The sequence below is a fragment of the Streptomyces griseorubiginosus genome, assembly GCF_036345115.1.
In the GTDB taxonomy this organism is placed as follows: domain Bacteria; phylum Actinomycetota; class Actinomycetes; order Streptomycetales; family Streptomycetaceae; genus Streptomyces; species Streptomyces griseorubiginosus_C.
In genome coordinates this window covers 7,111,789-7,129,619 of sequence record NZ_CP107766.1, presented here as the reverse complement: position 1 = coordinate 7,129,619, position 17,831 = coordinate 7,111,789, and the positions used below count along the sequence as shown (strand labels likewise).

The following is a 17,831-nucleotide window of genomic DNA, read 5'->3' as shown; positions in this document are numbered from 1 at the left end:
ACATGCACCAGGAGGCACCCCGCGATGTCGGTACCGCAGCTCAACGACGAGCACCGCGGCGAGGAGATCCTCGCCGTCTTCGACACCGCCTTCGGCGAGCTCCTGGCCGCCGACCCGGCCGCGTTCCGCGTCAAGTTCCGCAAGATGGCGGCCTCGGCGTTCGCGTTCTACCGGGGCACGGCGTGCCTCTTCTACCACGACCTCGACGAGGAGAAGCGGGGCGGCCCGTACCTGGACGAGCGCACCTCGCGCGTGTGGATCCACGGCGACCTGCATGCGGAGAACTTCGGCACGTACATGGACGCCAACGGCCGGCTGATCTTCAACGTCAACGACTTCGACGAGGCCTACGTCGGCCCCTTCACCTGGGACCTGAAGCGCTTCGCGGCCTCCGTCGCGCTGATCGGGTACGCGAAGGCGCTCGGCGACGACCAGATCAGCGAGCTGGTGCGGGTGTACGCGGCCGCGTACCGGGAGCGGATCCACGCCCTGGCCACCGGCGCCAAGAGCGACGAGGTGCCGCCGTTCACGCTGGACACCGCCGAGGGCCCGCTGCTGGGCGCGCTGCGCGAGGCCCGCGCGCTCACCCGTTTCGGGCTCCTGGAGTCGATGACCGAGATCCGTGACTTCGAGCGCCGGTTCGCCGGGGGCGGCGGCTCGATCGAGCTGGACGCGGCCACCCGCTACAAGGTGCTGGCCGCCTTCGACGGCTATCTGGAGACCCTGCCGGAGGCCTCCCTTGACCGCCCGGACTCCTACCGCGTCAAGGACGTCGTGGGCCGCCGGGGCATCGGCATCGGCTCGGCCGGGCTGCCGTCGTACAACATCCTCCTGGAGGGCCACACCGACGCCCTGGAGAACGACGTCGTCATCTACATCAAGCAGGCCCAGACCCCGGCCGTCTCACGGCACATCACCGACCCGGAGATCCGCGACTACTTCCAGCACGAGGGCCACCGCACGGTGATCTCCCAGCGCGCCCTCCAGCAGCACGCCGACCCGTGGCTGGGCTGGACCGAGCTGGGCGGCGCGGGCCAGCTGGTCGCCGAGATCTCGCCGTACGCCGTGGATCTGGACTGGAGCGACATCGACGACCCGGAGGAGATCGCGGCGGTCGTCGCCGACCTCGGCCGGGCGACCGCGACCATGCACGGGGCGGCCGACGACCAGTCCGGCGAGTCCCTGGTGCCCTTCTCCACCGAGCGGGCCATCGACGCGGCGATCGCGGCCGACGAGGAGGGCTTCGCGGAGCTCCTGGTCGACTTCGCGCACAGCTACGGCGCACGCGCGCGTGCCGACCACCAGACCTTCGTGGACCTGTTCCGCAACGGCCGCATCCCCGGCCTGTGACCAGGCTCGCACCGCTGTCGATAACGATAGGGCCGCGCACAGGGACTCTTTAGGGGTCCCTTACAGGCCCGCGTGACACACTCTCCACGCTATGGACATATCCGGGACCCAGCTACGAGCGCTCCGCGCGGCGCTGTTCACGGCACTCGTCGTGACGCTCAGCACCGCGTCGCACGTGCTGCTGTCCCGGGCTCCCCTGCCGCTGAACACGGTGGCGGCCGTCGCAGTCGCCGTGTTCGCGCTCGCCTACGCGCTGGCAGGGCGCGAGCGCGGCTTCGGGCGGATCGCCGCCGTACTGATCCCGCTGGAACTGGCCGCCGACACCGTCTTCACCACCGGCCAGCACGTCTGTTACGGCGCCGCGGGCGGCCCGGTCGCGGGCCCGCTGCGCACGGTCGGCTGGGACGTGTTCTGCGGCGACGGCACCAGCGTCGGCTCGCCGCTGGCCCGGATGACCGGGACCGACACCGACCGGCTCGGCGGCCTGCTCGCCCACGCCGATCCGCAGACCGCCTGGCTGCTGCTCGCCGCCCATGTCTCGGTGGGCCTCCTCGCGGCCGCCTGGCTGCGCCGCGGCGAGCGGGCCCTGGCCCAGCTGCTGCGGGCCGTGGCCGCCACCACCTTCCGGCCGCTGCTCCTCGCGGCGGCCGCGCTGACCGTGCGCCCGGCGCCGGAGCCGGGCCGCCCGGTGCGCCCCGGCCGCCGTACGGCCGTCGTGCTCGACGAGATCCTCGCGCACTCCCTGGGACGGCGTGGACCGCCGTGCTCGGTCGCCTCCGCCTGAGCACCACCAGTCCCCCTTCACGTACCCCCGCACACGATGTGCGCGCGTCCCCCTTTACGGAGAACACCACCATGAGCAAGCGGAACAGCCAGGCCGCGAAGACCGCCGCCCGCGAGCGGCTGCGCCAGGAGCGCGAGCGCCAGGCCAAGCGCGACAAGATGAAGCGTCAGCTCATCGTCATCGGCTCCATAGTCGGCGTCCTGGCGATAGCCGGCGGCATCAGCTACGCGGTCGTCCAGGGCAACAAGCCCAGTTACTGGGAAGAGGCCAAGAACGACAAGCTCGTCAAGCCGGCCAACTCCACGGGCACCGACGGCACCACGGTCGTGATGGGCAAGAGCACCGCCAAGAAGACCCTGGTCATGTACGAGGACCCGCGCTGCCCGATCTGCGCGCAGTTCGAGCAGACCGTCGGCCCGACGGTCAAGAAGGACTTCGACGAGGGCAAGTTCAAGATCCAGTTCGTCGGTGCCAGCTTCCTGGACGGCAACCTCGGCGGCGAGGGCTCCAAGAACGGCCTCAGCGCCCTCGGCGCGGCGCTGAACGTCAGCCCCGAGGCGTTCCTCGAGTACAAGGCCGCGATGTACTCGACGAAGTGGCACCCCGAGGAGAGCGGCCCGGACAAGTTCAAGGACGACTCCTACCTCATCAAGATCGCGCAGACCGTCCCGGAGCTGAAGGACAACAAGACCTTCCAGGACGCCGTGAAGAACGGCACCTACGACAAGTGGGCCCTGGACATGTCCGACAAGTTCAACAAGGACGGCGTGACCGGCACCCCGACCCTGAAGATGGACGGCAAGACCCTGACCGGTCCCGACGGCAAGAGCGCGCCGATGACGGTCGCCGACTTCAACACCGCGCTCGAGGCGGCCCTGAAGGGCTGACCGCGGCACTCTTCAGTCAAAAAGCGGGCGGACTTTCACGAGTTCGCCCGCTCTCGTTCATACCGATCAGTAACCTGATCGGCCGTGACTAGTAGACAGAGAACAGCCGACAGCAACTCCCTGTCCCCACGCCGCCGTACGGTCGTCAAGGCCGCGGCGGCGACCGCTGTCCTGGCCGCCCCGCTGGCCGCCGCATGGCCGGCCGGTGCCGCCGAGGCCCCCGCCTTCCTGCACGGCGTCGCGTCCGGCGACCCGCTCCCGGACGGCATCCTGCTGTGGACCCGGGTGACCCCGACCGAGGAGGCGACACCCGGCTCCGGGCTCGGTCCGGACGTCGAGGTCGCCTGGACGGTGGCGAAGGACAAGGCCTTCACGACCGTCGTCGCCAAGGGTTCCGTCACCGCGACCGCCGCCTCCGACCACACCGTCAAGGCGGACGTGCGCGGCCTCGCGCCCGCGACCGACTACTGGTTCCGCTTCTCGGCCGGCGGCACCGACTCCCCGGCGGCGCGCACCCGCACCGCGCCGGCGGCGGACGCCGCCGTCACCAACCTCCGCTTCGGCGTGGTCTCGTGCGCCAACTGGGAGGCCGGCTGGTTCTCGTCGTACCGCCATCTCGCGGCCCGCGGCGACCTGGACGCCTGGCTGCACCTGGGCGACTACATCTACGAGTACGGCACCGGCGAGTACGGCACCCGCGACACCGTCGTACGGCAGCACGCGCCGACCCACGAGATCCTCACCCTGGCCGACTACCGGATCCGGCACGGCAAGTACAAGACGGACCCGGACCTCCAGGCCCTGCACGCGGTCGCCCCGGTCGTGGCGATCTGGGACGACCACGAGTTCGCCAACGACGCCTGGTCGGGCGGCGCCGAGAACCACACCGAGGGCACGGAGGGCGCCTGGTCGGCCCGTCAGGCCGCCGCCAAGCAGGCCTACTTCGAGTGGATGCCGGTGCGCACGGCGACCGCCGGCACCACCTACCGCCGGCTGCGCTTCGGCAAGCTCGCCGACCTCTCCCTGCTCGACCTGCGGTCCTTCCGCTCCCAGCAGGCCGGCGTCGGCAGCGGCTCGGTCGACGACCCGAACCGTACGATCACCGGGCGCGCCCAACTCGACTGGCTCAAGGCCGGGTTGAAGTCCTCGGACACGACCTGGCGGCTGGTCGGCAACTCCGTGATGATCTCGCCGTTCGCGATCGGCTCGCTGACCGCCGACCTGCTGAGGCCGCTCGCGGAACTGCTCGGTCTGCCGAAGGAGGGCCTCGGCCTCAACCCCGACCAGTGGGACGGCTACACCGACGACCGCCGCGAGCTGCTGGCCCACCTGCGCTCCAACGCCATCCGCAACACCGTCTTCCTGACCGGTGACATCCACATGGCGTGGGCCAACGACGTGCCGGTGGACGCGGGCACCTACCCGCTGTCGGCCTCGGCCGCCACGGAGTTCGTCGTCACCTCGGTGACCTCGGACAACCTCGACGACATCCTGAAGGTCCCCGAGGGCACGGTCACCGCGCTCGCCGCGCCGGTCATCCAGCTCGCCAACCGGCACGTCCACTGGGTCGACACCGACCGCCATGGCTACGGCGTCCTGGACATCACCGCCGAGCGGGCGCAGATGGACTACTACGTGCTGTCCGACAAGACGAAGCAGAACGCGACCTCCACCTGGGCGCGTTCGTACCGCACGCGGACCGGCACGCAGAAGGTCGAGCGGACCTACACACCGGTCTAGAGCGTGTCGAGGAAGCCGAGGGCCACCCGCCAGGTGGCCTCGGCGGCCTCCTCGTCGTAGTCCGGCAGGTCGGGGTCGGTGTAGAGGTGACCGGCCCCGGCGTATCGGTAGACCTCGACGTCGGCGCCGGTGCGGCCCATCTGGAGGTACCAGGCGCTCAGCCAGTCGTCGGTCTCGAAGGGGTCCGGCTCGGCCACGTGCAGCTGGACCGGCAGTCCGTCCGCGGTCGCGTTCGCCGCGATGTCCGAGGTGCCGTGCAGGAGCAGCAGGCCGCGGGCCCGCTCGTCGCCGAGGGCGAGGGTCTGGGCGACCGAGGCGCCGAGCGAGAACCCGGCGTAGACGAGGCCGCGCTCGGAGTAGGGCGCGGCCGCCAGGACGGCCCGCTTGAGCAGTTCGTCCTTGCCGATCTCCTCGTTGAAGGCCATGCCCTCCTCGACCGTGTCGAACGTGCGCCCCTCGAAGAGGTCCGGCGTCCACACCTCGTGCCCCGCCTCCCGCAGCCGGTCGGCGGCCTGGCGGACGGCGGGCCTGAGGCCGTAGGTCGAGTGAAAGAGCATGATGTTCATGAGGCCATGGTGCCAGCCGGGACCGACAGTGCCGTTTCTCACGGGCGGCGAGCGGGTCCGGGTCCCTACCCACTTCGCGGCAGAAGTCACATGTTCATGCCCCCGCAGGGCCGGTTAGGTTCGGGGCATGGAGAACGTACTCCGCCCACTGATCGTGGTCGGCGGCTCCGTGCTGCTCACCCTGCTGATCGGCTGGGCCACCGACCGACTGCTGCGCAAGGCCGACGACCGGCACAGCGAGACCCCGTTGTGGGGTCTGCTGCGCCGTGGCCGCATCCCCTACATGCTCGTGCTCTGCGCGGCCATGCTGAGAGGGTCGTACGACCAGGTGCGGCCGCTGCGACAACACAACGCCGGCATCGGGCAGACGCTGACCCTGATCCTCATCGGGGCGACCGCCTGGCTGGTGATCCGGATCGCCGCCGCCGTCGTGGAGACGACGTACACCCGTTACGCGCGTGCCCACCACGACGCCGCCCGGGTCCGCCGGGTGCGCACCCAGGTCACCCTGATCATGCGGGTGGTCGCCGCGACGGTGGGCGTGGTGGCGGTGGCCGCGATGCTGCTGACGTTCCCCGCGATGCGCGCGGCCGGCGCCTCACTGCTGGCCTCGGCCGGAATCCTCGGCATCGTCGCCGGTGTGGCGGCCCAGTCCACGCTCAGCAACATGTTCGCCGGGCTCCAGATCGCCTTCGGCGACATGGTGCGCATAGGCGACACCGTGGTGGTGGACGGCGAGTGGGGCACCGTCGAGGAGATCACGCTGACCTTCCTGACGGTCCGCACCTGGGACGAGCGCCGGATCACCATGCCGGTGTCGTACTTCACGTCGAAGCCGTTCGAGAACTGGTCCCGGGGCACCCCGCAGATGACCGGCATCGTCTACTGGCACGTCGACCACACCGCCCCGGTGGAGCTGATGCGCGAGCGGCTGCGGGACATCCTGCGCGAGTGCCCGGCCTGGGACGGCCGCGACTACGGCCTGGCCGTCACCGACACCACCCCGAACACCATGCAGGTGCGCGCCCTGGTGACCGCCAAGGACGCCGACGACATCTGGACGGTCCGGGTCACGGTCCGCGAACAGATGATCCGCTGGCTGACCGACCACCACCCGTACGCGCTGCCGAGGGTCAACACGGCGGACGCGACGCTGGCCCCGGGGTTCCGACGACTCAACGGCAACGAGAGGGACGGCGAGTCGTCCCGCCGCGCCCACGAGCCTCCGCGAACCGGGCGAGGCTGACGGTTCCTCATGGCGCCGGGTGCGGGGATCTACCTAGGGGCGCGGGGAACTGCGCGACCAGCCACGACGAGCCCGAACCCGCCCACCGACCGATCAGTGCCCCCTCTCGGCCCCACCATTGACCTGCACAACCTGAGAAGTCACATGCCCCGCCCCAACTGACGCCAGCCAATGCAGCGTGGCCGCGATGTCCCCCGGCGTCCCGGCCCGCCCGGTAACCGTGTCACCGACAAGCCGCTCCCGCCGAGCGGGATCAATGGCCGCCCCGAAGAACTCCGTGTCCTCGACATACCCCGGCGCCACCACGTTCGCCGTGATCCCCCGAGGCCCCAACTCCCGCGCCAGATCATGCGCGTACGGGTGCAGCCCCGCCTTCGCCGCCCCGTACGCCCCACTCCCGGACCCCCGGTACGCGGCGATGGAGCTGACGAACAGCACCCGCCCTCCCGGCGAGGCGAGCCGCTCCTTCAGCCCCTCCGTGAGCAGCGCCGCGGTCAGCAGATTGAGCCGGAAGTTCACGGTCCAGTTGTGCGCGACGGCATCAAGCGCGTCGCCGCCCTCCACGGCCGGTTCGAGCTGCCCGGTCCCCCCGGCACTGTGGATCAGCACGTCCACGGTCCCGAGTTCCCGCTCCACGAACCCGACGACCCCGCGCACCGCGTCGACGTCGGCGAGATCGGCGGCGTACGTCGACGCCCCCGGCACGCCCGCCTTCTCCAGCACCTCGGCGCGCCGCCCGAGCAGCAGCACGCGGTCCCCCTCCGCGGCGAACACCTGCGCCGCCGCGCGTCCGATCCCCGTTCCGCCACCACTGATCACCACATTGCGAGCCATACGTCGACCCTACGAACCCACCGCCGGTCGGCTCACCCCGATTTACCTGATCTTCGCATCGCGGTCACCGCAGACTGCGCACGTCCAGATGCCGCAACACCCGGTCCACGACCTCGGGATCGGCCCCCGGCTCGCTCCGCGCCGCCAGCACCTCGTGCCGCGCCGCGCTCAGCATCTCGCCCTGGATCCGCCGCATCCGCTTGAGCCGCCGCCGGGCCTCGCGCCGCTCCTCGTCCCCCATCTCCGGGTAGATCCGCACACCGATCTCGAACGCCCGCCGCTGCATCTGCTCCGACAGCTCCTCCGGCAGCTCCTCGGCGCTCTCGATCTCCTTGAGCCGCTGCTTGGCGGCCTTCGCCGCCCGTACCGCCAGTGACTTCTCGAACTCCTTCTCCCGCTCGGAGTCGGCCGTCACCCCCAGCCGCTTCACCAGCCATGGCAGGGTCAGCCCCTGGAGCACCAGGGTCGCCATGATCACCCCGAACGCGATGAAGATGATCTCGTCCCGGTCGGGAAACCCGGCCCCGGACTCGGTCTCCAGCGGGATGGCCAGGGCCAGCGCGACGGATGCCACACCCCGCATCCCGGACCACCACATGATGACGGTCTCCCGCCAACCGACCGGGATCTCCTCGTCGTAGTCCCGCTTGGCGTGCATGCGTTTGGTGAGCCAGGTGGCCGGCAGCAGCCACGCGAGCCGTACGAACACGACCACGGCCACGATCACCCCGGCCCAGCCGAGCATCTCGCCCCAGCGTCCGGAGGCGGTCCTGATCGCGTTGTGCAGCTCCAGCCCGATGAGCCCGAAGGCCACCCCGGTGACGAGCGTGTCGACGATGTCCCAGAAGGTGTGGCCGGCGAGCCGGGTCATCACGTCGTCCGCGTCGGTGCCGTACTCGGCGAGGAACAACGCGGTGGTCAGCACGGCGAGCACACCGGAGCCGTGCAGCTCCTCGGCGAGGACGTAGGAGGCGTACGGCACGAGGACCGTGAGCCCGATCTGGAGGGTCGCGTCGCCCAGCAGGTCCATCAGCTTGTTCGCGCCCCAGCCGAGCACGAGCCCCACGGCGACGGCCACCACGGCGGAGAGCACCAGCTCGAGGGCGGCCTCGCCCGGGGTGAAGGAGCCGCTCACCGCGGCGGCGACGGCCACGTGGTACAGCACGATCGCCGTCACGTCGTTGAAGAGGCCCTCGCCCTCCAGGATGGACACCAGCCTGCGGGGCAGCCCGAGTTGGCCCGCTACGGCGGTCGCGGCGACCGGGTCGGGCGGTGCGACGAGCGCGCCGAGCGCGACGGCGGCGGCGATCGGCAGCCCCGGCACGATGGTGTGGGCGACCGCCGCCACACACAGGGTCGTGACGAAGACGAGGGCGACGGCGAGCAGGAAGATCGGCCGTTTGTTCGCCGCGAACTGGCGCCAGGAGGTGCGCCGGACGGCGGCGTAGAGCAGCGGCGGCAACAGGATGGGCAGGATCAGCTCGGGCGGGATGTCGACATTCGGCACGAAGTCGAGCACCGCGAGGACGATCCCGAGCAGGGTCATCAGCACGGGCGCCGGCAACCCGAACCGGTCCCCCACCGGGACGCTGATCAGAGCCCCCAGCAACAACACGAACAACAGGGCCAACTGATCCACGGTCAGAACTCCGGGCACCTCGACAAACCAACGGTCCCTTAAGTCTGCCCGCTCAACCCCATGACCTCCCCGACCGCCGCCAGTCGTCTACCGACCGACCGCTCTTCGCCTGCGCACCGGCCTCCCCTTCCGGCCGTCGCCGCATCCCGGCGGTGCCGAACCGACCGAACCCCCGCCCCAGGCACCGACCGAGTCCGATCCAGAACCCGCCGGACCCGATCCAGCAACCCGCCGAACCGTCAGAGCACCCGCCGCATGGCCCGATGCGCGATCCCCGCATCCGGAAACTCCGGCCCGTACGCCACGTACCCCAGCCGCTCGTAGAACCCCAGCGCATGAGTCTGCGCATGCAGATCCACCGCGGCCAGCCCACGCCCCCGCGCCGCGTCCTCGATGGCCCGCACCAGCGCCGCCCCCACCCCGAGCCCCCGCGCCGCCTGCGTCACCGCGAGCCGCCCGAGCGACCCCACCGACTCATCGCCGCCGGTCTTCCCGGCCGCCGCCTCGCCGAACAGCAGCCGCCCGGTCCCGAGCGGCACCCCGTCCTCCCGCACGGCCAGCACATGCAGTGCTACGGCGTCGTAGGCGTCGTACTCGATGTCCTCGGGCACGCCCTGCTCACCGACGAAGACCTCCTTGCGCACCGCGAAGCAGGCCTCCTGGTCGGCGGGGTCCTCGGCGACCCGCACCACGTACGCGCGCGTGCTCACCCGTAGGTCTCCTCGCGCACCAGGTCCAGAGCGTGCTGGAGGTCCTCGGGATAGTCGCTCGCGAACTCCACCCACTCCCCGTCCCCGGGGTGCTCGAAGCCCAGCCGTACGGCGTGCAGCCACTGCCGGGTCAGCCGCAGCCGCTTGGCGAGGGTCGGGTCGGCGCCGTACGTCAGGTCGCCGACACAGGGATGCCGGTGGGCCGCCATGTGGACGCGGATCTGGTGGGTGCGCCCGGTCTCCAGCTTCACGTCGAGCAGCGAGGCCGCGCGGAACGCCTCGATGAGGTCGTAGTGCGTCACGGACGGCTTGCCCTCCGCGGTGACCGCCCACTTGTAGTCGTGGTTGGGGTGCCGGCCGATCGGCGCGTCGATGGTGCCGCTGGTCGGGTCGGGGTGGCCCTGGACTAGCGTGTGGTACCGCTTGTCGACCGTGCGCTCCTTGAACTGGCGCTTGAGCGAGGTGTACGCCCGCTCGGACTTGGCCACGACCATCAGCCCCGAGGTGCCCACGTCGAGCCGGTGCACGATGCCCTGGCGCTCGGCGGCCCCGGAGGTCGAGATGCGGTACCCGGCGGCGGCGAGCCCGCCGATCACAGTGGTGCCGGTCCAGCCCGGCGAGGGGTGCGCGGCCACGCCGACCGGCTTGACGATCACGACCACGTCGTCGTCGTCATGGACGATCTCCATGCCCTCGACGGGCTCGGCGACGATCTGCACCGGCGCGGGCGCCTGCGGCATCTCCACCTCGAGCCAGGCCCCGCCGTGCACCCGCTCGGACTTCCCGACCACCGACCCGTCGACCGTGACCTTCCCCGAGGCGGCGAGCTCGGCCGCCTTGGTCCGGGAGAAGCCGAACATGCGGGAGATGGCGGCGTCGACGCGCTCGCCCTCCAGTCCGTCGGGCACGGGCAGGGTACGGATCTCGGGAATGGTGCTCACCCGTCGAGTATGCCGGACGGGTGACACCGCCCCGAACGAGCCTGTGGAAAACCCGGGCTCAGTCCTTGTGGACGGTCCCGTCCGGGTCCAGGCCCCTGAAGGACAGCAGCACGATCAGGATGCCGCCGCACACGATCGCCGAGTCGGCGAGGTTGAAGACCGCGAAGTGCTTGGGCGCGATGAAGTCGACGACCGCGCCCTCGAACACGCCGGGCGAGCGGAAGAGCCGGTCGGTGAGGTTGCCGAGGGCGCCGCCGAGCAGCAGTCCGAGCGCGATCGCCCAGGGCAGGCTGTAGAGCTTGCGGGCGAGCCGGGCGATGACCACGATCACGGCGGCCGCGATCACCGTGAAGATCACGGTGAAGGCCTCGCCGAAGCCGAAGGCCGCGCCCGCGTTGCGGATCGCCTCCAGCCTCAGCCAGTCCCCGATGATCTCGATCGGCTCGTGATGCTCCAGCTTGGCGACCACGATCATCTTGCTGATCAGGTCCAGGGCATACGCGAAAGCGGCGACCGTGAACAGCACGGCGACACGGCGCTTGCCCCGGGACCGCGCCGTCTGGTCCTGCTCCGGCTCGGCCCCCGCCGCCTCTGGGGTATCCGGCGTACCGATGATGCGCTCCGCCTCTGCCACGTGAGTCCCTCGACCTAGGTACCTGACTGAGGACGAGGGTACGACACGCCCACAAGGACCCTCAGTACCGGCGTTCCTGCTTCTGCTTGCACTCCACGCACAGGGTCGCGCGCGGGAAGGCCTGCATGCGTGCCTTTCCGATGGGATTGCCGCAGTTCTCGCACAGGCCGTAGGTGCCGGCGTCGAGGCGTCCGAGGGCGCGCTCGGTCTGGGTGAGCATCTCGCGCGCGTTGGCCGCGAGGGCCATCTCGCTCTCCCGCGTGATGTTCTTCGTGCCGGTGTCGGCCTGGTCGTCGCCCGCGCCGTCGCCGGAGTCCCGCATGAGCCCGACCAGGGACTCCTCGGAGGTGGTGATCTCGGTGCGCAGCCGCAGCACCTCGGCCGTCAGCTCCGCGCGCGCCTCCTCGACCTCCTCGGGCGTCCAGGGGTCCTCACCGGGGCGTACCGCGAGTTCGCCGGGCTCCACCGCGGTGACACGCGCGTTGGGTACGGCGGCCTTGGCCGCCGTGGCCGTGCCAGGAGTCTTCTTCGCAACCACCGTCGTGGCTCCCGTCTTCTTCGCGGCCTCGGCCGCGCCCGCCTTCTTGGCCGTGCTCTTCCTGCCCGCCCGCTTCGTGGGGGCGCTCCTCCCGGAGGTGCCCTGCCCGGCATCCCCCTGCGGGACACCGGCCTCCGCTGCGACCGTCTCCTCGACCGTGGTGTCCTTCACGGCGGTCTTCTTCCCCGCGGCCTTCGTCGCAGCCGCCTTCTTGGCCGCGACCTTGGTTCCGGCCGCGCTCTTGGCCGTGCTCTTCGTGGCAGCCGCGCTCTTGGCCGCACTCTTCTTCGTGACCGCCTTCTTCTTCGAGGCCGAGGCCTTCTTGGCGACGGCGGACTTCTCGGCGCCCCCGGCCTTCTGGGCCGCCTTCTTGGTGACCGGGGCCTTCTGGGCCGCCTTCTTGGTGACCGCGGCCTCCTCGCCGGCCGCTGCCTTCGTGACCGCCTTCTTGCCTGCCGTCTTCTTCGCCGTCTTCGCCGTCTTCGCCGTCGCGGTCTGCTTCGTGACCGAGGCCTTCCCGACGCCCCTGGTGCTCTCCGCCGTCCCGCCGACCGGCGGCCCGGCCGCCGGTCTCCCGGCCGAGCCCTCCTCCTCCGCGGCCCCCCGTCCGCCAGGTGCCGCCCCCGACGCCGTGGCCTTCTTGCCGGCGGCCTTCTTCGCAACGCTCTTCGCCGCCGCTCCGACCGCTTTCACGGCCTTGACCGCACCCTTGGCGGGCGACGCGGCGGACGCCCCCCGCGCGCTCTTCTTCCCGCCCGCCCCTTTGGCCTCGCCGCCGGAGGCCCGGGCATCGGTGGACCGGCCCGACGCCGACTGCTGTACGGCGGTCTTCTTCGCCACCATGCCGCGGCCCCTTCACATATTGTGATCTTGCTCGCGAATCGTGCTGGGACGATAAATCGACTTGAGTCCCGCGGCAACGGGGCACGCCGCCCGATTCGCCCGCCCCCCGCGCGCGGGGCGGGAAGCATGCAAGCGTTGTGCCCAGCTCCCCGCCGGGTAATCCGCCGGACCGCCCGTCCCGGAATGCGAACAGCCGTGCCGCTCCATTCGGGTCACTCCACGCCCTACGGCGGCCTCCCCACCCGGCCCCGGAAAACCGGTCGGCCACTGTCCCCGGGGCGCCGTACACTGGGCGGAGCGAAAAGCGTGGATGGGGACGAGTAGCGGCGTACGCAGCCCAGAGCGACCCGGGGACGGTGGAAGCCCGGGGGCGAGCGCGACGTGAAGATCACCCCGGAGCCGCCGGAAGAAACCCCCAGCAGGGGGCGTAGACCCGGCATCGCGACCCCAATGAGGGGGCTCACCGGCACACACCCCGTGTCGGCGGGCCAAGGAGGGTGGTACCGCGGGAGCGCGCCGAGACCGGCGTAGAAACAAGGCTCTCGTCCCTCCGGACGGAAGGCAGCACATCCGCCGGAGGAAGACTGATGACGCAGTACCGCCAGGTGCCCGCCCAGGTCGACCTGCCCGCGCTCGAGCACGCGGTGCTCGACTTCTGGCGCGAGCAGAAGATCTTCGCCAAGACCCTGGAGCAGTCCGAGGGCCGCCCCGAGTGGGTGTTCTACGAGGGCCCGCCCACCGCCAACGGCATGCCGGGCGCGCACCACATCGAGGCCCGCGTCTTCAAGGACGTCTTCCCCCGCTTCCGCACCATGCGCGGCTACCACGTGGCCCGCAAGGCCGGCTGGGACTGCCACGGCCTGCCGGTGGAGCTCGCGGTGGAGAAGGAACTCGGCTTCTCCGGCAAGCAGGACATCGAGAAGTACGGCATCGCCGAGTTCAACGCCAAGTGCCGCGAGTCGGTGACCCGCCACACCGACGCCTTCGAGGCGCTCACGACCCGCATGGGCTACTGGACCGACCTCCAGGACCCCTACCGCACGATGGACCCCGAGTACATCGAGTCGGTCTGGTGGTCACTGAAGACGATCTTCGAGAAGGGCCTGCTGGTCCAGGACCACCGCGTCGCCCCCTGGTGCCCCCGCTGCGGCACCGGCCTCTCGGACCACGAGCTGGCGCAGGGCTACGAGACGGTCGTGGACCCGTCCGTGTACGTCCGTTTCCCGCTCACCTCCGGTCCGCTCGCCGGCGAGGCAGCGCTCCTGGTGTGGACGACGACCCCCTGGACCCTGGTGTCCAACACGGCGGTCGCCGCGCACCCGGAGGTCACCTACGTCGTCGCGACCAACGGCGAGGAGAAGCTCGTCGTCGCCGAGCCGCTGCTCGCGAAGGCGCTCGGCGAGGGCTGGGAGACCACCGGCCGGTCCTTCACCGGCGCCGAAATGGAGCGCTGGACCTATCAACGTCCGTTCGAGCTGGTCGAGTTCCCGGAACCGGCACATTTCGTCGTCAACGCGGAGTACGTGACGACCGAGGACGGTACGGGCCTGGTCCACCAGTCCCCCGCCTTCGGTGAGGACGACCTCAAGGTCTGCCGCGCCTACGGCCTGCCCGTCGTGAACCCGGTCCGCCCGGACGGCACCTTCGAGGAGGACGTCCCCCTGGTGGGCGGCGTCTTCTTCAAGAAGGCGGACGAAAAGCTCACCGAGGACCTCCAGCAGCGCGGCCTCCTCTTCCGGCACATCCCGTACGAGCACAGCTACCCGCACTGCTGGCGCTGCCACACCGCGCTCCTCTACTACGCGCAGCCGTCCTGGTACATCCGCACCACGGCCATCAAGGACCGCCTCCTCCAGGAGAACGAGAACACCAACTGGTTCCCTGACACCGTCAAGCACGGCCGGTACGGCGACTGGCTGACCAACAACATCGACTGGGCGCTGTCCCGCAACCGCTACTGGGGCACCCCGCTGCCGATCTGGCGCTGCGAGGACGACCACCTCACGGTCGTCGGCTCTCGCGCGGAGCTCACCGAGCTGTCCGGCACGGACCACTCCGGCCTCGACCCGCACCGCCCGTTCATCGACGAGGTCACCTTCGCCTGCTCCCAGGGCGGCTGCGGAAAGACGGCCACGCGCGTGCCGGAGGTCATCGACGCCTGGTACGACTCGGGTTCGATGCCGTTCGCGCAGTGGGGCTACCCATACAAGAACAAGGAACTGTTCGAGTCCCGCTACCCGGCGCAGTTCATCTCCGAGGCCATCGACCAGACGCGCGGCTGGTTCTACACGCTGATGGCCGTCGGCACCCTGGTCTTCGACAAGTCGTCGTACGAAAACGTCGTCTGCCTCGGCCACATCCTCGCCGAGGACGGCCGCAAGATGTCCAAGCACCTGGGCAACACCCTGGAGCCGATCCCGCTGATGGACCGGCACGGTGCGGACGCGGTGCGCTGGTTCATGGCGGCCGGCGGCTCCCCGTGGGCGGCCCGCCGGGTGGGCCACGGCACCATCCAGGAGGTCGTCCGCAAGACGCTCCTGACGTACTGGAACACGGTCGCCTTCCAGGCCCTGTACGCCCGTACGTCGAACTGGGCGCCCAGCGCGGCCGACCCGGCCCCGGCCGACCGCCCGGTCCTGGACCGCTGGCTGCTGTCCGAACTGCACGCCCTGACCGACCAGGTGACCCAGTCCCTGGAGGCCTACGACACCCAGCGGGCCGGCAAGCTCCTGTCGGCGTTCGTCGACGACCTGTCCAACTGGTACGTACGACGGTCCCGGCGTCGCTTCTGGCACGGCGACAAGGCCGCGCTGCGCACCCTGCACGAGGTCGTCGAGACGGTCACCAAGCTGATGGCCCCGCTGACCCCGTTCATCACCGAGCGGGTCTGGCAGGACCTGGTCGTGCCGGTCACCCCGGGCGCCCCGGAGTCGGTGCACCTGACCTCCTGGCCGGAGGCGGACCTCTCCGCGATCGACCCGGAGCTGTCGAAGCAGATGGTCCTGGTGCGCCGGCTCGTCGAGCTGGGCCGGGCCACGCGCGCGGAGTCGGGTGTCAAGACCCGCCAGCCGCTGTCCCGGGCTCTGATCGCGGCGACCGGTTTCGACGCCCTCGACCGTGAACTGCACGCGCAGATCACCGAGGAGCTGAACGTGAGCTCGCTCGCGTCCCTCTCCGAGGTCGGCGGCAGCCTGGTCGACACCACCGCCAAGGCCAACTTCCGCGCTCTCGGCAAGCGGTTCGGCAAGCGCGTCCAGGACGTGGCCAAGGCCGTCGCGAACGCCGACGCGGCCGCGCTCTCCCTCGCCCTGCGCGAGGGCACGGCGTCGGTCGAGGTCGACGGTGAGACGATCACGCTCGCTCCCGACGAGGTGATCATCACGGAGACCCCGCGCGAGGGCTGGTCGGTGGCGTCCGACTCTGGTGCCACGGTCGCCCTGGACCTGGAGATCACCGAGGAGCTCCGCCAGGCGGGCCTCGCCCGTGACGCGATCCGCCTGATCCAGGAGGCCCGCAAGAACAGCGGCCTCGACGTGGCCGACCGGATCGCGCTGCGCTGGACGTCCACCGACCCGGCCGTGATCGCGGCGCTCACCGAGCACGCGGGGCTGATCTCCGACGAGGTCCTGGCGACGGACTTCGCGCAGGGAGAGGCGGACGGCTCCTACGGTGAGCCGTTCACCGACGAGGGCCTGTCCCTGACGTTCCGCCTGCGCAAGGCGTAAGCCTCCGGGGCACGAAGGCCCGGCCTCCCCTTGAGGAGGCCGGGCCTTCGTCTTGACCGTCATGGTGATCAACACGCGTAAAAGGGAGGGGCCCCGGATCGAAATCCGGGGCCCCTCCCTGAACGCTGCCGACGCCTAAGGCGTATAAGAGGCCGTCAGTTGTCGTCCTCGTCGATGAGGAAGCCACGCATCGGCGACGGAGCCTGGCCCATCGGGCCGGGGCCCTGCGGCCGTACCGGCGCCATCGGCTGGGTCATGGCGGGCGACATCTGCTGCTGGCCGCCGTAGGACGGAGCGGCCGGCGAAGGACCGCCGCCCATGCCACCGGGGTTGCCGCCGTACGACGGGGCGCTCGCACCGGCCGGAGCCATGGAAGGCGCCGGGGACGGCGGAAGCGACGCGGTCGCCGGGGTACGCGGCGGAGCCAGCGAGTCGTCGGCCTGGGTCTCCAGCTGACGCAGCTGCGACTCGAGGTACGACTTCAGACGCGTGCGGTACTCGCGCTCGAAGCCGCGCAGGTCCTCGACCTTGCGCTCCAGCGTGGCGCGAGCGGACTCGAGCGAGCCCATCGCGACGCGGTGCTTCTCCTGCGCGTCCCGCTCCAGGGCGTCGGCCTTGGCACGGGCGTCACGCTCGAGGCCCTCGGCACGCGAACGCGCCTCGCCCACGATCTTGTTGGCCTCGGAGCGGGCCTCGGCGATCGCCTGGTCGGCGGTCTGCTGGGCCAGCGAGAGGACTCGGGCGGCGCTGTCGCCACCGGGGCCCTGACCGGGGCCGCCCATCGGACCGCCCATGGGGCCGCCCATCGGGCCACCCATCTGCTGCTGCATGGGCGGCTGACCGCCCATGGTGCCCTGACCCATCGGACCCTGGCCCATGGGGCCCTGGCCCATCGGACCCTGACCCATCGGTCCGGGACCCTGCGGGCCGCCCTGGCCGCTGGGGCCGGCGGGCAACTGCGGCGCACCGCTCGGCAGCTGGGGCGGACCACCCATGGGGCCACCCATCTGCTGCTGCGGCGGCCCAGATATGCCGGCCGGTACGGGGGCGCCGGGACCGGGTCCACGCATGCCCTGCTGCGGCATCCCCTGTCCGGGCATGCCACCCTGCTGCTGCATGCCGCCCTGCGGTCCGTCCTGCTCCGGGGGCTTGCGCATGTTCTGCTGGTTCTGGGCAGCAGCGCGCGTGGCCGCGGCCAGTTTGGCGCGCAGGTCCTCGTTCTCGCGGAGCAGGCGCGTCAGTTCGGCTTCGACCTCGTCGAGGAAGGCATCGACCTCGTCCTCGTCATAGCCTTCTCGGAGGCGGACGGTCGTGAACTGCTTGTTCCGCACGTCCTCGGGGGTCAACGGCATCTCTTCACCTCAACGTAGTCGTCGGCATTCGGCAAGACCGTA

The 17,831-nt window shown here is 70.8% G+C and carries 14 protein-coding genes; 6 read left to right on the top strand and 8 right to left on the bottom strand.

What is annotated here, in order from left to right:
• Positions 1-24: 24 nt before the first annotated feature.
• The 4 genes from OHN19_RS32170 (at position 25) to OHN19_RS32155 (ending at position 4,761) form a co-directional block, all read left to right on the top strand.
• The gene (locus OHN19_RS32170) at positions 25-1,350 is read left to right on the top strand and encodes a DUF2252 domain-containing protein (RefSeq protein WP_330267558.1); all 1,326 of its coding nucleotides are present in this window, start codon (positions 25-27) and stop codon (positions 1,348-1,350) included.
• A 91-nt stretch (positions 1,351-1,441) separates the two neighbouring features.
• The gene (locus OHN19_RS32165) at positions 1,442-2,134 is read left to right on the top strand and encodes a hypothetical protein (RefSeq protein WP_330267557.1); all 693 of its coding nucleotides are present in this window, start codon (positions 1,442-1,444) and stop codon (positions 2,132-2,134) included.
• A 71-nt stretch (positions 2,135-2,205) separates the two neighbouring features.
• Positions 2,206-3,021 (top strand): thioredoxin domain-containing protein, encoded by an 816-nt coding sequence (locus tag OHN19_RS32160; protein WP_330267556.1) that lies wholly within the window; start codon positions 2,206-2,208, stop codon positions 3,019-3,021.
• 84 nt (positions 3,022-3,105) lie between these two features.
• Entirely contained in the window at positions 3,106-4,761 is a 1,656-nt protein-coding gene (locus OHN19_RS32155) for an alkaline phosphatase D family protein (protein ID WP_330267555.1), read from the top strand.
• Here OHN19_RS32155 and OHN19_RS32150 read toward each other — a convergent pair.
• Positions 4,758-5,327 (bottom strand): dienelactone hydrolase family protein, encoded by a 570-nt coding sequence (locus tag OHN19_RS32150; RefSeq protein ID WP_330267554.1) that lies wholly within the window; start codon positions 5,325-5,327, stop codon positions 4,758-4,760. The two genes, OHN19_RS32155 and OHN19_RS32150, sit on opposite strands and share 4 nt — an antisense overlap.
• Positions 5,328-5,454: 127 nt before the next feature.
• Between OHN19_RS32150 and OHN19_RS32145 the strand changes: the two genes are divergently transcribed.
• A complete protein-coding gene (locus tag OHN19_RS32145; protein WP_330267553.1) occupies positions 5,455-6,573 on the top strand; it encodes a mechanosensitive ion channel family protein in 1,119 nt (372 codons plus the stop codon).
• A gap of 93 nt (positions 6,574-6,666) precedes the next feature.
• On the opposite strand, the gene OHN19_RS32140 is transcribed toward OHN19_RS32145, so the two are convergent.
• The 6 genes from OHN19_RS32140 to OHN19_RS32115 form a co-directional block, all read right to left on the bottom strand.
• Positions 6,667-7,407 carry an SDR family oxidoreductase gene (locus OHN19_RS32140; protein WP_330267552.1) on the bottom strand — a complete coding sequence of 247 codons (741 nt, stop codon included), beginning with the start codon at positions 7,405-7,407 and terminating at the stop codon, positions 6,667-6,669.
• 64 nt (positions 7,408-7,471) lie between these two features.
• Positions 7,472-9,046, bottom strand: a complete 1,575-nt coding sequence (locus tag OHN19_RS32135) for a Na+/H+ antiporter (RefSeq protein WP_330267551.1) — start codon at positions 9,044-9,046, stop codon at positions 7,472-7,474.
• Between the two features lie 239 nt (positions 9,047-9,285).
• Entirely contained in the window at positions 9,286-9,756 is a 471-nt protein-coding gene (locus tag OHN19_RS32130) for a GNAT family N-acetyltransferase (protein ID WP_330267550.1), read from the bottom strand.
• Positions 9,753-10,697, bottom strand: coding sequence for an RluA family pseudouridine synthase (locus OHN19_RS32125; protein ID WP_123760144.1), 945 nt, complete (start codon positions 10,695-10,697; stop codon positions 9,753-9,755). Before OHN19_RS32125 ends, OHN19_RS32130 begins: the two co-directional genes overlap by 4 nt.
• A 58-nt stretch (positions 10,698-10,755) precedes the next feature.
• Complete coding sequence (gene lspA / locus OHN19_RS32120) at positions 10,756-11,331, bottom strand: signal peptidase II (RefSeq protein WP_330267549.1); 576 nt, start codon at positions 11,329-11,331, stop codon at positions 10,756-10,758.
• Between the two features lie 61 nt (positions 11,332-11,392).
• Complete coding sequence (locus tag OHN19_RS32115; protein WP_330267548.1) at positions 11,393-12,712, bottom strand: TraR/DksA family transcriptional regulator; 1,320 nt, start codon at positions 12,710-12,712, stop codon at positions 11,393-11,395.
• Positions 12,713-13,299: 587 nt separating this feature from the next.
• Here OHN19_RS32115 and ileS point away from each other — a divergent pair.
• Complete coding sequence (gene ileS / locus OHN19_RS32110; RefSeq protein ID WP_330267547.1) at positions 13,300-16,437, top strand: isoleucine--tRNA ligase; 3,138 nt, start codon at positions 13,300-13,302, stop codon at positions 16,435-16,437.
• 155 nt (positions 16,438-16,592) lie between these two features.
• On the opposite strand, the gene OHN19_RS32105 is transcribed toward ileS, so the two are convergent.
• Positions 16,593-17,789, bottom strand: a complete 1,197-nt coding sequence (locus OHN19_RS32105; protein ID WP_330267546.1) for a DivIVA domain-containing protein — start codon at positions 17,787-17,789, stop codon at positions 16,593-16,595.
• Between the last annotated feature and the right edge of the window lie 42 nt (positions 17,790-17,831).

Bases quoted from the DNA above. Each gene is read 5' to 3' on its own strand.
- ileS (WP_330267547.1), top strand. From the start codon at position 13,300: ATGACGCAGTACCGCCAGGTGCCCGCCCAGGTCGACCTGCCCGCGCTC.
- OHN19_RS32140 (WP_330267552.1), bottom strand. From the start codon at position 7,407: ATGGCTCGCAATGTGGTGATCAGTGGTGGCGGAACGGGGATCGGACGC.
- OHN19_RS32160 (WP_330267556.1), top strand. From the start codon at position 2,206: ATGAGCAAGCGGAACAGCCAGGCCGCGAAGACCGCCGCCCGCGAGCGG.
- OHN19_RS32150 (WP_330267554.1), bottom strand. From the start codon at position 5,327: ATGAACATCATGCTCTTTCACTCGACCTACGGCCTCAGGCCCGCCGTC.
- OHN19_RS32165 (WP_330267557.1), top strand. From the start codon at position 1,442: ATGGACATATCCGGGACCCAGCTACGAGCGCTCCGCGCGGCGCTGTTC.
- OHN19_RS32145 (WP_330267553.1), top strand. From the start codon at position 5,455: ATGGAGAACGTACTCCGCCCACTGATCGTGGTCGGCGGCTCCGTGCTG.
- OHN19_RS32105 (WP_330267546.1), bottom strand. From the start codon at position 17,789: ATGCCGTTGACCCCCGAGGACGTGCGGAACAAGCAGTTCACGACCGTC.
- OHN19_RS32170 (WP_330267558.1), top strand. From the start codon at position 25: ATGTCGGTACCGCAGCTCAACGACGAGCACCGCGGCGAGGAGATCCTC.
- OHN19_RS32115 (WP_330267548.1), bottom strand. From the start codon at position 12,712: ATGGTGGCGAAGAAGACCGCCGTACAGCAGTCGGCGTCGGGCCGGTCC.